Source organism: Rhodococcus sp. P4_F5 (assembly GCF_056401315.1).
Window position 1 is genome coordinate 21,370 of sequence record NZ_JBFUJP010000015.1, and the last position, 15,973, is coordinate 37,342.

At 63.4% G+C, this 15,973-nt stretch carries 8 protein-coding genes; 6 read left to right on the plus strand and 2 right to left on the minus strand.

The window, feature by feature from the left end; all coding sequences use genetic code 11:
- Nucleotides 1-187: 187 nt before the first annotated feature.
- The 5 genes from AC1DU4_RS09100 (at nt 188) to AC1DU4_RS09120 (ending at nt 8,137) form a co-directional block, all read left to right on the plus strand.
- Nucleotides 188-1,933 carry a type I restriction-modification system subunit M gene (locus AC1DU4_RS09100; protein ID WP_477839087.1) on the plus strand — a complete coding sequence of 582 codons (1,746 nt, stop codon included), beginning with the start codon at nt 188-190 and terminating at the stop codon, nt 1,931-1,933.
- Nucleotides 1,930-3,147 (plus strand): restriction endonuclease subunit S, encoded by a 1,218-nt coding sequence (locus AC1DU4_RS09105; RefSeq protein WP_477839089.1) that lies wholly within the window; start codon nt 1,930-1,932, stop codon nt 3,145-3,147. The genes AC1DU4_RS09100 and AC1DU4_RS09105 overlap by 4 nt, the downstream gene beginning before the upstream one ends.
- A complete protein-coding gene (locus AC1DU4_RS09110; protein WP_477839091.1) occupies nt 3,147-6,281 on the plus strand; it encodes a type I restriction endonuclease subunit R in 3,135 nt (1,044 codons plus the stop codon). The genes AC1DU4_RS09105 and AC1DU4_RS09110 overlap by 1 nt, the downstream gene beginning before the upstream one ends.
- Before the next feature lie 216 nt (nt 6,282-6,497).
- Nucleotides 6,498-7,649 (plus strand): ImmA/IrrE family metallo-endopeptidase, encoded by a 1,152-nt coding sequence (locus AC1DU4_RS09115; RefSeq protein WP_477839094.1) that lies wholly within the window; start codon nt 6,498-6,500, stop codon nt 7,647-7,649.
- The gene (locus AC1DU4_RS09120) at nt 7,649-8,137 is read left to right on the plus strand and encodes a DUF4411 family protein (protein ID WP_477839096.1); all 489 of its coding nucleotides are present in this window, start codon (nt 7,649-7,651) and stop codon (nt 8,135-8,137) included. The genes AC1DU4_RS09115 and AC1DU4_RS09120 overlap by 1 nt, the downstream gene beginning before the upstream one ends.
- Before the next feature lie 600 nt (nt 8,138-8,737).
- Here the strand turns inward: AC1DU4_RS09120 and AC1DU4_RS09125 are convergent.
- Together AC1DU4_RS09125 and AC1DU4_RS09130 are read right to left on the minus strand one after the other, a co-directional pair.
- Nucleotides 8,738-10,531 carry a hypothetical protein gene (locus tag AC1DU4_RS09125; protein ID WP_477839097.1) on the minus strand — a complete coding sequence of 598 codons (1,794 nt, stop codon included), beginning with the start codon at nt 10,529-10,531 and terminating at the stop codon, nt 8,738-8,740.
- Nucleotides 10,532-10,549: 18 nt separating this feature from the next.
- Nucleotides 10,550-13,186, minus strand: a complete 2,637-nt coding sequence (locus AC1DU4_RS09130) for a translocation/assembly module TamB domain-containing protein (protein WP_477839099.1) — start codon at nt 13,184-13,186, stop codon at nt 10,550-10,552.
- Between the two features lie 974 nt (nt 13,187-14,160).
- Here AC1DU4_RS09130 and AC1DU4_RS09135 point away from each other — a divergent pair.
- On the plus strand, nt 14,161-15,108 hold the full coding sequence (locus AC1DU4_RS09135) for an esterase/lipase family protein (protein WP_477839101.1): 948 nt from the start codon (nt 14,161-14,163) through the stop codon (nt 15,106-15,108).
- Nucleotides 15,109-15,973 lie beyond the last annotated feature (865 nt).

Here is a 15,973-nt window from a genome sequence, read left to right on the forward strand (position 1 = left end):
AGCCGCGGTGTGTACTAAACCCGGGATGCTTCACACCTCGCTCGACCGGACCCGCTTCCCGGTGTCGTGATGCGCGATGATGCTCGTGTGACACACGGGCTGTTGCAGACTGTGCACGTTCTGCTGGACGAGCACGCACGCAATTGTCTCAACAGTCATCGTCGAGTGAACCTCGTAAAGGAGCCCTGTGAGCACCCTCGGTAGTTTCATCTGGTCGATCGCCGACCAACTTCGGGGCCCCTACCGCCCCAACCAGTACGGCAACGTGATCCTCCCGCTCACAATCCTGCGCCGCCTCGACTGCATACTCGAGCCCGACCGGGAGACGGTGCGTCAGCTGGCTGCCAAGTACGACAACCCCAACCGACTCAAGGTCGAGGTCAAGAAAGCCACCGGACGGCCCTTCTACAACACCTCGAACTACTCCTTCGACAACCTGCTGGCTGACGCCGACGGGCTGGCGGACAACCTGGCCGACTACATCGACCGGTTCTCACCCGACGTCGACGTGTTCGAGTACTTCGACTTCAAGAAGGAGATCCTCGCACTCGAGAAGGCGGAGCTGCTGCGCGAGGTCATCACGTCCTTCAAGGCCATCGAACTGCATCCGGACGCCGTCTCCAACGCCGACATGGGCGATGCGTTCGAGTACATCATCCGCAAGTTCAACGAGGCCGCGAACGAGACCTCCGGAGACCACTACACCCCGCGGGACGCGATCCGGCTCCTGGTCGACCTGCTCTTCGCCGAGAAGGACGCCGACCTGACCGAGGTCGGCATCGTCCGCACGCTCTACGACCCGACCGCGGGCACCGGTGGCATGCTCTCCCTGGCAGAAGAACACCTCCTCGACCAGAACCCTGACGCGAAGCTGAGCCTGTACGGCCAGGAGTACAACGGACAGTCATACGCTATCTGCAAGTCCGACCTGCTGGCCAAGGGCCACGACGCGACCAACATCGCCTTCGGCAATACCCTGACCGACGACGCGTTCACGGGCCGCCACTTCGACTTCTGCATGTCCAACCCGCCCTACGGTGTCGACTGGAAGCAGTACGCCAAGACGGTCACGAAAGAGCGCGACGAAGCCGGCCCCTACGGCCGGTTCGCGCCGGGCCTTCCGGCGACTTCGGACGGACAGATGCTGTTCCTGCTGCACCTGGCGCACAAGATGCGCCCCCGCGAGGACGGCGGCGGCCGCGTCGGCATCGTCATGAACGGCTCGCCGCTCTTCAACGGCGCTGCCGAATCCGGCCCCTCCAACATCCGCAGGTGGCTGCTGGAGAACGACCTGGTCGAGGCGATCGTCGCGCTGCCGACCAACATGTTCTTCAACACCGGGATCGCCACCTACATCTGGATCCTCGACAACACCAAGCACCCCGACCGCAAGGGCCTGGTCCAGCTCATCGACGGCACCTCGTTCTGGACCAAGATTCGGAAGAACCTCGGCTCCAAGAACCGCGAGATCAGCGACACCGACCGCGACGAGGTGGTGAAGCTGTACGCCGAGTTCACCGACGCCGACCCGGACCACTCCAAGGTGCTGCGCAACGACGAGTTCGGCTACTGGACCATCACCGTCGAGCGTCCGCTGTTGGACGAGGACGGGAAGCCGGTCGTGGACCGCAAGGGCAAGCCCAAGCCGGACCCCAAGAAACGGGACACCGAGAACGTCCCGTTCACCTACGGTGGCTCGACCGCCGGTGACGCGGGCAAGGCCGAGGTGATCCAGGCGTACTTTGACTCCGAGGTGAAGCCGCACGTCCCCGACGCCTGGATCGACTGGACGAAGGTCAAGACCGGCTACGAGATCCCCTTCACCCGCCACTTCTACAAGTACGTCCCACCCCGGCCCCTCGCCGAGATCGACGCGGACCTGGAGAAGCAGGTCGCCAAGATCCTCGACCTCCTGCGCGAGGTGGAGGGGTGAGCATCCAGGAGGAACTATCGGAGGCGCCTATGGTGCCCCTGCGGTATCTCGTGTCATTCAACCCTCGTCCCACGTCGGACTCCGATAGTGATGCGGTATACCTTCCGATGGAAGCGATCTCCGAGTTTGGCCAACCAGATACGAGCCGTCGTCGTCTCTTCGGTGACCTGCGCCAGGGGTACTCATACGTGGCGAACGGTGATGTTGCGTTCGCAAAGGTGACTCCGTGCTTCGAGAACGGTAAAGGCCTTGTCGCGCGGAATCTCCCGGACGGCCAAGCCTTTGCGACGACAGAAATCACTGTGATGCGTCCGTCAACCGAAGTCGACGCGGACTATCTCGGTTGGATTCTGCAGTCATCGCCCTTTCTGGGGCAGGGTGAATCTCATATGACCGGGTCGGGGGGCCTCCGCCGTGTCCCTGACTCCTTTGTCGGGTCGTACTCAATCCCACTTCCTGACCGTCAATCACAGCGTGATGTCGCCGACTACCTCGACCGCGAGACCGCCCGCATCGACACGCTCATCGAGGAGCAGCAGCGCCTGATCGAGATGCTCCGCGAACGCCGCGGCGGAGTAGTCACCAACACCTTCCTCAACTCGGCGAACGAGGAGCATGCCCTCAAATTCGCGGTGGATGACGTGACAGTCGGCATCGTGGTCCAGCCTTCGCGCTGGTACGTCGACACCGGTGTTCCGGCACTTCGAGGCGTCAACGTCAAGCGCGGGTCAATCTCACGCGCAGACCTAGTCAACATCTCGGAGGAAGGCCACGCGGCTCACTCAAAGTCGCAGTTGTTTTCTGGCGACGTAGTCGTAGTCCGAACCGGTAATGCAGGGGCGGCAGCGAAGATTCCTGACGAACTCGACGGTGCCAACGCCATTGACATCCTCATCATCAGGCCCGGACAAAGTACCAATCCAGACTTCTTGGTCTGGTATCTCAACTCGCCGCTAGCAGCGGCTCGCATCGAACACGGCTCTGTTGGAGCATTGCAGGGTCACTTCAACGTAGGTGCGCTTCGAGAGTTGCCCCTTCCAGTTACTTCCCTTGCAGAGCAGCAGCGAATCGTCGCCTATCTCGACGAGCAGATTGCGAAGATCGACACGACGATTGCGGAGACCGAGCGGTTCATCGAACTCGTCCGCGAGCGCCGGGCGGCGCTGATCACGGCTGCGGTGACGGGGCAGATCGACGTGCGGGAGATGGCGTGATGGCTGATCACAACGAGGTCGTCTTCGAGTCCGAGATCTGTGCGTACCTGGAATCCCACGGGTGGCTGTACTCGGCCGCTGACGCCGGCTACGACCGGGAGCGGGCGCTCTTCCCCGAGGACCTGTTCGCCTGGCTGAACGAGACCCAGCAGGCGGCGTACGAGAAGGCGTTGAAGGCCGCGGGGTCGCCGGCGAAGTTCCTCGACGTGCTGACCGCCGCGCTCGACAAGCCCCTCGAACACGGCGGCGGGACGCTGAACATCCTGCGCAACGGCGTCCAGTACATCGGTGGTGGCCGGTTGAAGACAGCGCAGTTCCGCCCCGAGACCAGTCTGAACGCGACCACCAACGAGCAGTACGCGGCGATGCGGGTGCGGGTGATGCGGCAGGTGCACTTCTCCACCGCCGACCAGCGCAGCATCGACCTGGTCTTCTTCGTCAACGGACTCCCGGTCGCGACCGTGGAGTTGAAGACCGACTTCACCCAGTCGCTCGACGACGCGATCAACCAGTACCGCAAGGACCGGCATCCGTTGACCAACGGGCGGCCGGAGCCGCTGCTGTCGTTCGGGCACCGGGCGCTGGTGCACTTCGCGGTCTCCAACGACCTGGCCGCGATGACCACCCGGCTCGAGGGCGAGAAGACGCACTTCCTGCCGTTCAACATGGGGCACAAGGGTGGCGCGGGGAACCCGCCGGCTGAGGGCGGGCGGTCGGCGACGGCGTACCTGTGGGAGCGAGTCTGGGACAAGGACGCCTGGCTCACCATCATCGGCCGGCTGATGATCGTGGAAACCAAACAGGAATGGGACGTCGCGACCGGGACGTCGGTGCGGCGGACGAGCATGCTCTTCCCCCGGTTCCACCAGTGGGAGGCCGTGACGAACATCGTGGCCGCCGTCCGCGAGGAGGGCGTGGGGCAGCGCTACCTGATCGAACACTCGGCAGGGTCGGGGAAGACGAACACCATCGCCTGGACCGCACACCGGCTCGCGCGGCTGCACGTCAGCGACAAGAAGGTCTTCGACTCGGTGATCGTGGTCGTGGACCGCACTGTGCTCGACGGCCAACTCCAGGACGCGATCCGGCAGATCGACGGGTCCGGGAAGATCGTGGCCACGATCAGCCCGGAAGACGTCCGCAAAGCGGGCGCGAAGTCGAAATCCGGGCTGTTGGCAACCGCTTTGAAGAACGGGGAGCTGATCATCGCGGTGACGGTGCAGACCTTCCCGTACGCCCTCGACGAGATCCGCGCCGACTCCTCGCTGAAGGGGCGGCGGTTCGCGGTGATCGCCGACGAGGCCCACTCCTCGCAGTCCGGCCAGATCTCCTCCAAGCTCAAGGCCGTCCTGACCGCGGAAGAAGTCAAGGAGATCGAGGAGGGCGGCGAGGTCGACGTCGAGGCGATCCTGGCCGCGGAGATGACCGAGCGAGCCGAGTCGGAGAACATCTCCTACCTCGCATTCACCGCAACCCCGAAGAACAAGACCCTGGAACTATTCGGCCGCAAAGGTTCTGACGGGAAGCCGGCCGAGTTCCACCTCTACTCGATGCGCCAAGCGATCGAGGAGGGCTACATCCTCGACGTGCTCAAGGGCTACCAGACCTACGACACCGCACTGAAGATCGCCGGCAAGGCCGAGGGCGGCGACGGCGGCGAGGTGGAGGAGGCCGCGGCGCGCAAGGGGCTGATGCGGTGGGTGAAACTGCACCCGACCAACATCAGCCAGAAGGTGCAGATCATCGTCGAGCACTTCCACACCAACGTCGCCCACCTGCTCGAGGGCAAGGCGAAGGCGATGGTCGTGACCGACGGGCGCAAGGCTGCGGTGAAGTACAAGAAGGCGATCGACGCCTACATCACCAAGCGCGCCGCCCTGGACGACTCGTACAACTACCGCACCCTGGTCGCCTTCTCCGGCTCGGTGACGATGGACGAGGACGAGCAGTGGACCTCGGAGTGGGGGCCGCAGCCGAGCAAGGACGACGAGTTCACCGAGGCCAATCTGAACCCCGGCGCCGGCTCGGACCTGGCCGCCGCCTTCAAGGGCACTACGTACACGATCATGCTGGTCGCCAACAAGTTTCAGACAGGCTTCGACCAGCCACTGCTCTCGGCGATGTACGTCGACAAGAAGCTCTCCGGGGTCACTACCGTGCAGACGCTGTCCCGGCTCAACCGCACCCATCGCACCGCGAGCGGCGAGCAGAAACGCAAGACGTTCGTCATCGACTTCGTGAACAAACCCGAGGACATCCGGGCCGCGTTCGAGCCGTACTTCACGGGCGCCACCCTCGAGACCGAGACCGACCCCTACGTCGTCGTCCACCTCGCCACCAAACTCGCCCAGACCGGGATCTACACCCCCGAGCAGGTGCGCGAGGTCGCCGAACTGTGGGTCACCCGGAAGGGCAACAACGCGCTCTCGGCCGCGATCAGCCCGGCCAAGCACGACTTCGCGCGTCGCTACGCGGCGGCGCTGGAGGCCGACGACAAAATCACTCTCAACACTCTCGACCTGTTCCGCAAGGACGTCTCCACCTATGTTCGGCTCTACGACTTCATGAGTCAGATCGTCGACTACGGCGACCCGTACATGGAGATGCTGTCGATCTTCCTGCGGCTCCTGGACAAGGTGATCGCGGACTCGTCCTGGGCCGCGGAGGTCGACCTCTCCGATGTGGTGCTGGTCGGGGTCAAGCACAACAAGAGGGCTGCGGTCGACATCGCGCTGATCGGTGACGGTCAGCTCAAGGGCATCAGCGCCGCCGGCACCGGCGCCCGGAAGGACCCGAAGTATGTCGCCTTGCAGGTCGTCATCGACAAGATGAACGACCTCTTCGGCGCTGAAGCGTTCACCGAGTCCCAGATCCGCGAGTTCGTGCAGGGGTTGGTGCAGCGACTGCTCGCGTACCCGGACCTGGTCAACCAGACCAAGGTGAACTCGAAGAAGCAGTTCATGGAGTCGCAGGACTTCCAATCGGCGGTTGTCGAGGCGGTCGTCGACAACCAGGAGGCCCACAACACCATGGCCGACTACTTCTTCAGCGACGGCCCCAGCATCGGTGCTGTCATCGTTGCGCTCGCGGATGCCTTCTACGAGGCGGCGATTGATCAGAAGGCGGCCGTCTGAGTGCCCGACCCCGAATGGGCTCATTCGGGTGGCCGGTCCGGGCTTCTGGCAGGTCCGGATCGGTCAACCTGGTTCCAGAGCCAGGACTCTGGAACCAGGTTGGACTCATCTACTGGGGACATGCCAGTCGGAATCCGCGGGGTCATCCCTCGCGCTTCTGCTAGGTCGGGCACACTCTCACTTGGAACATCGGCACGATGAGGAGTGAGGAGTCCCGTGGTCGTTCGGGTTGACGTCGCCCCCAGCCTCCTGGAGTGGGCCGTCGAGCGCGCCAGATGGGACGAGGAGACCACCCAGAAGCGTGCCCCGAAGCTCGACGGGTGGCTCAGCGGAGACCAGCGCCCGACCCTCAAGCAACTGGAGCAGTTCGCTCACGCCACCCACACGCCGTTCGGCCTCCTGTTCCTGCCCGAGCCCCCCGCCGAGCCGGTGCCCATCCCCGACATGCGCACGATTGGCAACGCCGCGGTCCCGCGACCGTCGGCGGATCTGTTGGACACGATCTACATGTGCCAGTCCCGTCAGGAGTGGTACCGGGAGTACGAGCGTCAGCAAGGCGGTGAACCCCTACCGTTCGTGGGGTCCGCTACGGTGAACACACCTTCGGTCCAGTCCGCCCGGGAGATCCGGCAGGCGTTGGGCTTCGACCTGACGAACCGTTCGCGGTACGTCAACTCCGACGACGCACTGCGGCAACTGATCGACCTGATCGAAGGCATCGGCGTACTCGTGATGGTCAGCGGGATCGTCGGCGGCGACACCCACCGGGCACTCGATCCTGACGAGTTCCGGGGGTTCGCGCTCTCGGATTCCCTCGCCCCTCTGATTTTTGTCAACGGCGCCGACACCAAGGCCGCGCAGATCTTCACCTTGATCCACGAGCTCGCGCACATCTGGCTCGGCGGGAGTGCACTGTCGGATGCCGCGATGGTCTCGCGCGACGGCGTCGCCGAGGAACTCTGGTGCAATCGTGTGGCCGCCGAGGTGCTCGTGCCCCTTGCGTCTCTCCGGAGCGACTACCGGGGCGAGCCCACAGCAGAGGAGGTCACGCGACTCGCACGCCGCTACAAGGTCAGCACCCTCGTCATTCTGAAGAGGTTCTTCGACGCGAGGTTCCTCTCCTGGGATCGATACCGAGAGCTATACGACGCTGAACGCGAGAACGTCATCTTGCACGCCCAGCGCAATCGCGGAACCGGCGGGAATTACTACAACACCCAGCCACTGCGCCTCAGCCGTCACTTCGCCCGCGCTGTGATCGCGAGCACGTACGAGGGCGACACGAGCTACCGAGAGGCGTACCAGTTGCTCGGCACACGCAAGCACGAGACGTTCACCCGTCTCGCCGACGAGATCGGAGTCGCGTGATGTTCCTCGTTGACGCGAACATCCTGATCGAGGCAAAGAACCGCTACTACGGTTTCGACATCGCTCCGGGCTTCTGGGCGTGGCTGGAGAACGCGCACGATAACGAGTTGGTGTGCAGCATCGAGGCCGTGCGCGACGAACTGCTCGCCGGAGACGACGAGTTGTCTGAGTGGGCCCAGGCGAACAGCGCCTTCTTCCGCCCAGTCGACGCGGCTGCCATCGGACAGTTCCAGCCGCTGACCAGCTGGGCTCAATCGCAGAACTTCCAGCCTGCCGCGCTGGCGGCATTCGCGGGCAACGCAGCCGACTACCAACTCGTGGCGTACGCCAGCGCGCACAACCACACGATGGTGACCCATGAGCAGTCGAACCCTGCGCGGCGGAAAAGGGTGATGATCCCTGACGCATGCGCCGCGATGGGGGTGACCTCGATCGGCACGTTCGAGATGATGCGTCGCACTGGGGTGAAGCTCGACCTCAGGAGTTGAAGTCCCAGACCGCCGGCCAGCGATGTCGGGTTCGACGCGACTATGGCCCGCGATGGGAACTGGCCGCGTCGGCGATGCGGTCGTCTGCGGCGGCGCCAAGATCGCATCGAGAAGTCGTGCGCGGAAGATTCGGGCTACCTGGCATAAGAGTGCGTTACCGGCCCGGGCTGCCGATGGGCCCTCGACCCGGGGTGGGTCTCCCCGGCGCTGCGGACCGAGGGATGGCACGGCCCGGTGCAACCCCATTTCGATCCGTCCTCAGTTACCTCTGTTGCGATGTTCGATGGCCGGGATCTGCGAATGCAGGATCGTCAGGGAAATAGCGGCCCCGACGACACGACCTGGATCTAGCTCAAGTTGGCCGATCTCTCCCCAGGCCGCACCGCCAAGTAGGTCGTATTTCGCTGCCCGCGTACCGTGCTCCACGGAGCCCGCGGTGCTTCCTGCGGTCACCGATCAGCAAGGACGCCTTCCGCCGTATCCGTCTCGCGAACTTCGGCGTTCATTCCACGATTCAGCATGTTGCTGATCACCACCTGAGCCATTGCCTCCCCAGCTTCGCCCCGGTGCTGGCGGGTCGGCGGCTGGTATCCGAGAGCGTTACTTGCCGTGAGGGGGCTTCACCGATGTGGATGCTCTCCGCTCGCGCTTTCTCGGGATATGAACGGTGGCCACGCACAACTCGACACGTTTACCTTCGTGGACGTACTTGAAGATCGGCCACCCGCTCGGGCCCAGCTTCTCCGATTGATATCCGACCACTTTGCGGAGCGCAATCAACCGCGCCTTAGCTGCATTATCGAAACCCTGCTGCTCCAGCAGGAGGAGGAGAACGGCGGCGGTGTCGTGAACCGTAAGGTAACCGAACAGTTGCGGATCTACCGCCTCTTGGACGACCTTGTCTGCACTCGCCCGCTTGTTCTCGCAGATGAATACCTTGGCTGGCCCAGTGCCCTCAGCTATGGAGTCCGCTTTAATGAATATGTCCRACTTGCCTTCTCGGCTGTACACCTCCCTATTGGCGCCAGGAAGTGTCGCGTTAAGCGTGGCTGCTAGGAGATCGCTGATCCGGTCCTCACCCAGATCCCGGTACGCTGCTGGGTAGCGCTCTAGCGCGTCTGCCCACACTCGGATAACGCGCTGGACGTCCTCGAAGCTCGCAGGGTCAAGCCGTGCGCGCGTATTCAGCCTGACTACTGCATCGACTCCTGATGCTTCAGCTTCAGGCTGCACATCAGCTTGGTTGGTGGCGCCGACAGCCGTCGAGGATGCGAGTTGGGGCGCGGGAACAACCCACTCGTTCGAGAACTTCAGCGTCTGTGTGACCCCTGCTCGGTTCGTAAGGATCGCCCGCCGCCTCTCGATTTCCCGCTTGAACCACTGAGGGAGTTCTTCATCGAAGTACCGGGCAACCTGGCGGGCGACCTGATTCACAATCCGGGCGGCTTCCTCGTACCGCTCCATGAACTTCGCATGGAGGTCGATCGTGCCCCCGGGGCCGGCCGCTGCTTCTTCCTCATTCGTGAGGTCGAAGAATGTATAGAGAGCCCACACCCCGTCTGCACCTGGGTCCCCGGTCGTTGAGAGCACCCACATCTCTTCAGCGGCCTTCACTTTGTCCCGCTCAGCGCGTCCCCACGACCGTGACCAGCTGGCGGATTCCTCCTGGACTTGCGTGTCCAGGGGGGCGATGTCTTCGTCTGTGTCGTCCGGCCAGCAAGTGCAAAGTTCGTGATCACCTTCAACCTTGACCGCCAAGTAGTGGCGAGTGGTCGACTGTAGGTCTGAGGAACCCTCAACAGGAACCCACGCGCCCCCGTTTTCACGCACGCTAGCTGGCCTCGGATCCCCCAGTTTGGGAGCTATCGGCCGGATGCCATCCAGCGCCGCCGGAAGGCCCTTTTCGAACTTGTCCAGCTCGTTGAGATCCTGAATCGTGTTCACACGATCCGCTAGCTGGCTCTGTTTTACGATCGACCGCAATCTGTGTGAAAGCAGATTGTCGTTCTTTCGCGCACTGTTGAACACCGACGTCACAGGTGTAGAGCCTACGGCCACCGCTCGCATTTCAGCGGAGGAGATCACCAGAAGTCTGCGTCGACAGATGAATCTGAGTGCAGCGAGCGGCCTGCTCGAGTTCATTGGCGCCAGCGATGTGACGGCGCGGCCGCCGCCGCTGGCCTTGACGCCGCTGTCCTTGACGCCGCTGGCACCGCGACAGCGCTTGTCCCTGCCGAGCCCGAGGACGATCTCCGGTAGGAAATCGCGGCGTTTGAGACCGATCGATGGCAGGTCCTCGAGTCGGATTCGTCGACTTCGGGCCTGCGCGCCAGGGTGGTCCTCGCCGACTCCACGGCGGCTCCGGAGATAGTTTCCTACATGCGATTCGGTCACCGAGACTCCACATCGTGTCTAGGTCTTCCGGAGTAGGCCGGTGACGCCCGCTAGGAGGATGGCGGTGAAGATCCACGACAAGATACGGAGAATCGGCAATCCGAAGGTGATGAGTAGTGACGCTTCAGTTTCCGCTCGCCAGTCAGGTCTCGGGTTGAGGCTGGATGCGGGTATTACATTCGTGAGCGTGTAGGTCAACGGTTCGAAGCATGGGTAGGTGGGATACCGGGTACAGGTGACGTCAGCAGTGATTGGCGATACGAGCGGTTCGCCTGTGCTTTGTGCTGATGCGTGTGCTGCACTCGGGTCGGTCGGAACAAAGTCCATGCGATGGGATGCGACGAGCGCGGTTCCGAGGCTGAGGGCGGCAAGGAGCCACACCGTCGCGAGGAGCGGATAGTAGCCGTGACCCGCGACCAACAGGTACAACCAGCGTAGTGGTTTCGAGTACCACGGTGCATGCCGGGTGACCTTGTTGGCTGCGACGAATCTGAGTTGTCTGGCGTCGGCTGGTTGGCCATTGCGGTCGTACACCCCGGCCAACGTGTACAGGGGTTGTGCGGTGAATTCCACTGTGGGCGGGGCGGTATCGAGCCAGCGTTCCGCTGCGCGGCGATCGGTTCGGATCAACCCGTGGATGTCGGTTATCTGCCAGCCGGTAGCGATTAGCCGGCCATTGGGAATAGACTTTTCCGGGGTTCGCAGGTCGGTGATCGTGGCACGAGTTAGATCGATTCTTCCGTCGACTTGGGTTCGCGCCATCCGGAGTGTTGTGACGGACACACCGTCGAGGTGTAGGGCGATGCCATCGGGGTTGGTGAGGGTCGCGCCGTTCAACGAGAGTTCTCCATCGATGCGCGCGCCGACAGCACAGACCTCGCCTTCGGCGGTGAAGCCCTTGCCTGCGAAGAGTCCGCTGGCGATGTTCGCCCGGTCGAGGTGGAGGGCGATGCCTGTGGGGTTGGTGAGGGTGGCGCCGTTCAGTTCGAGGGTGTCGATGTGCGCGTTGAGAGCGCGGACCTCGCCCTCGGCGGTGAAGCCCTCGCGCGCGAAGAGTCCGCTGGCGATGTTCGCCCGGTCGAGGTGGAGGGCGATGCCTGTGGGGTTGGTGAGGGTGGCGCCGTCCAGTTCGAGGGTGTCGATGTGCGCGTTGACGGCGCGGACTTCGCCCTTGGCGGTGAAGCCCTCGCGCGCGAAGAGGCCGCCGTCGATGGTCACGCCGTCGAGGTGGAGGGCGATGTCTTTGGGGTTGGTGAGGGTGGCGCCGTTCAACGAGAGTTGTCCGCCGATATGGGCATTGAGAGCGCGGACTTCGCCCTTGGCGGTGAAGCCCTCGCGCGCGAAGAGGCCGCCGTCGATGGTCACGCCGTCGAGGTGGAGGGCGATACCTTTGGGGTTGGTGAGGGTGGCGCCGTTCAGTTCGAGGGTACCGATGCGTGCTTTGAGGGCGCGGACTTCGCCTTCGGCGGTGAACCCCGCGCGGGCTAGTACGCCGCCGTCGATGGTCACGCCGTCGAGGTTGAGGGCGAGCCTGCCGGGGTTGGTGAGGGTGGCGCCGTTCAACGAGAGTTGTCCGCCGATATGGGCATTGAGAGCGCGGACTTCGCCCATGGTGGTGAAGCCGGAGCGGGCTAACATTGCGCCCTCGACGTTGGCTCGGTCAAGAGATAGGGCGACTCCGCCGGGGTTTCTAAGGCTGGCGTTATCCAGCTCAAGGATCCTGATGCGTGCGTTGAGAGCGCGGACCTCGCCTTCAGCGTTGAAGCAGACTTTGCCTTCTGCGGTGGATACGGAGTGGGCGAAGAGGCCGCCGTCGATGGTCACGCCGTCGAGGTGGAGGGCGATGCCCTTGGGGTTGGTGAGGGTGGCGCCGTTCAACGCGAGTTCTCCACCGATATGTGCATTGAGTGCGCGGACCGCGCCTTCGGCCACGAACAATGGGGCGAAGATACCGCCGTCGACAGTTGCGCCATCGAGGTTGAGGGCGATGCCTTTGGGGTTGGTGAGGGTGGCGCCGTTCAACGCGAGTTCTCCACCGATGCGGGCGCCGATTGCACGAACCTCACCTTCAGAGGTGAAGCCCTCGCCGATGAACAGGCCAGTGTCGATGGTCGCTTTGTCGAGGTGGAGGGTGATCCCGCCGGGGTTGGTGAGGGTGGCGCCGTTCAATACGAGTTGTCCGCTGATGCGCGCGCCGAGAGCACGGATCTGACCTTCGGCAGTGAAGCCTGCGTTGGCGAACAGGCAGCCATCGACCCTTGCGCCATCGAGGTGAAGTGAAGAGATATGGGAACCTGTAAGAACTAGGTCCTTCAATGTCGAGCCACTCAGGTCGATGGCATCCTCAACGAGGCAATTCGTGAGGCTGAGGGGATGCTTGAACTGCACGTTCCCAAGGTCAACTGGCCCTCCGGTTATTCGTGCGCCATTGATCCACAACCCCCGGGGATCGACCCTCGTGCCCGGATCAATGAGCATCGCGCGGAGCGCAGCAGCGGGTATCTGTCGATCCGTTCCCCAGACTTCGGCGAGGGCAGGGTTCTGGTTGCCCGGGTCTGTGGCCAAGTCGATTGGTTCGCCGTTCCGCGCGGCCTCGCGGAGTCGCGCTTCCCATACATTCGTACTCTCGTCGTTAGTTTCGGACGCCACGGTCATGACGGTGATCCTTCACTATCGTGATCATCGTCAACGACGTGGCGGCAACAGTTGTCGGGCAGTCTCATTGAGTGTCGTCCCTTCTCAGAGCCACAAGCCGGGTCACGTCGCCAAGCTGACCGCGGACCAAGGCCGATCCGTCGTTTGCGATCGACCAGGGCACTGCGGCGACATCGACCAACTGAGCAAGCCCCCTCAGGGGCGCTCGCTGTTCGTCCGGTCGCCGTGAGGTTCTGTAAGTCACTTCGCCTGAGACGCTATCCGCAACGGCAGGAACAGAACTCAGAAGTGTTCGATCCTCCGAGATGACAGTCGGACACCCTCCGTCGACAGCTGCGGCGGGAACGTCGCGGACGGGATCGCGCATCGCTGCGTCCCGCCACGGAAGGCGGCGAACTATGGTAAGCCTCCTCTAATTGTTTCTGTCTCAACACTGAGGTGCTCCGTTGTCTCATCGCCCGTGTTTCCGCAGGTTCTTGTCTCAACTTTCGGCGACAGCGGCAACCACGCGAAAAAAGAAATTTTACGGGTGTAGAAAATGGTTTGGGTCACTCCCGCGGGGACACCGCATCCGGCCCGTGACCTCGCGGTCGCGTTCTCACCGCGGTAGCCAGCACTGACTCCCGGCTCGCCGACCACCACCGCAGCCCCGCTGTACGAACTCACCGAGGACACGAACCCTCGGTGTGCCGGCGGGCGAGCTGTAGGTTCCGATTTCGACAGGTGCGCCGGCACCTACCACCGTTGGTTGCGCCGAGCATTGCGGCGGTCCTCGAATGCCTTCACGACGGAACCAGACCCGCCCCGTGAATTTGAACAGCCACCGTGGCTGGCCAATCCGCACGCGAACGATGGTGCGATTGTCGGCGTCGAGGGGCCGCCGAGCTCGCTTTTTCAAAGCAGATTGATCGTATCGGCAACTACTTCACGTCCGATCGCTAGGTTCAGTGGCCTATACAACCTTCGGAGGCCAAATGTTCCGGGTGTCACGTGCTGTGATCCTCACGCTCTCGCTTGTCGCGTTGGCGTTGCCGTTCGGGGCGGGTGCGGTGAACGCCGAGCCGCTGCCTGAGAACTACAACTCCTTCGGAGGCATTCAGAACGACCTGACGAATCCGGGCGGATCACTTCCCGGGTCCAACGACTTCGGCTGCAAGCCCACCGCGGAGCACCCGCGCCCCGTGGTGCTGGTCCACGGAACGGGCGGCTCGCAGCAGGCGAACTGGGGCGCCTACGTCCCGATGCTCAAGAACGCCGGATTCTGCGTGTTCGCGCTGACCTACGGCGCCGTTCCCGACGCACCCTCGCAGGTCTCGGTGGTCGGCGGGCTGACCCCGATCGAGGGCAGCGCACAGCAGTTCGGCGACTTCGTCGACCAGGTCCTCTCGGCAACGGGCGCATCGACGGTCGACGTCATCGGACATTCGCAGGGCACTGCCGTCGCCAACTACTACGCAAAGTTCCTCGGTGGGCAGTCGAAGATCTCCAACTACGTGTCACTGGGCCCCCTGTGGCTGGGAACGAAGGCACTGGGYGCCGACGCGATCACGGCACTTCTCCACCAACGTGGGATTCCGGACACCGCCATCCCGCTCTGCCGGGCATGCGGCCAACTCACGTCGGAATCGGACTTCATCGACAAGCTCAACGCCGGCGGAACCCCCTACGTCAAGGGCATCAGGTACACCAATATCAGCACCCGGTACGACGAGGTGATTCAGCCCTACACCCAAGGTCAGGTGCCCGGACTGCCCGGCTACGACGTCACCAACGTTGTTGTCCAGGATGGCTGCGAACAGGACTACTCCGATCACCTCTCGATCGCCGGCACGAAGCGGGCAGCCTACATGGCTCTCAACGTCCTCGACCCGGCCCATCCGCGTGAGGTGCCGTGCACGTTTGCGCTCCCGCTCGCGGGATGATCCAACCCGCCGCACGGTAGGTACCGGTTCAGATTGTCGGATTCCGGTTAACGTGTCAGGCGTGTTCCAGCCGATCGTTGCGCCCGGCCCTGGTCCTGTTCCGGGACAGGCGGTTACAGCCGCAGACCAGCAGGTGCTCAACAGAAGCACAGGCGTCCTGATGGAGGTGGCACTGAGCCATGGCCTGATGCTCTGGGATCCGCAGCGAGGTGCCGTTTGGTGCGGCAGACGCTCGCCGGCAAGTTCGACGACTTCCGCGAATGGCGTGACCGCGTGGTCGCGCAGTACGCGGACGGGCGGGCCGACGGCGAGTAGCACGCGCCGTGACAACGGGACCTAGTCCGGGAGCCCATGTCGACCGTGTGCCTCGGCATCGAGTGCCGGCGCCCCTCCGCCCAGAACCATGCGGGTGGAGGGACGGCAACGATCGCTGCTCAGGTGCCCGAGAGCGTGATCCTTGGATGCTCAGTACCCGAGGGCCTGCGGAATAGGACATCTACAGCCGGAATTTCTAGGGCATTTACCGTGGAAGATCTTGAAAACCGCAGGCCGATCGGACAAGTAGATCCGGAACCTACAGCGAAGAAACGAAACAAACAGTAGTGCTGCGTTCCCTGTGCCAGTGGCCACGTCGACCACTCGATCGCCCGGTGCGACTGCTGCTGCCTCGACAGCGGCCAGCGCCGCGGGCCGGAGATGTTCCGCCATCAGGGGGTAGTCGCCGACACCCCACGTTATCGCCGAGTTGTTCAATGCTCGTCTCCTCGGATCGGAGACGCCCTTGATCATCGATCCACGCGACGGCGGAGCGGATCTGGCGCACCATCTCTTCCAGTGATGTCAGCGGGGCCAACCCGTGATCGAC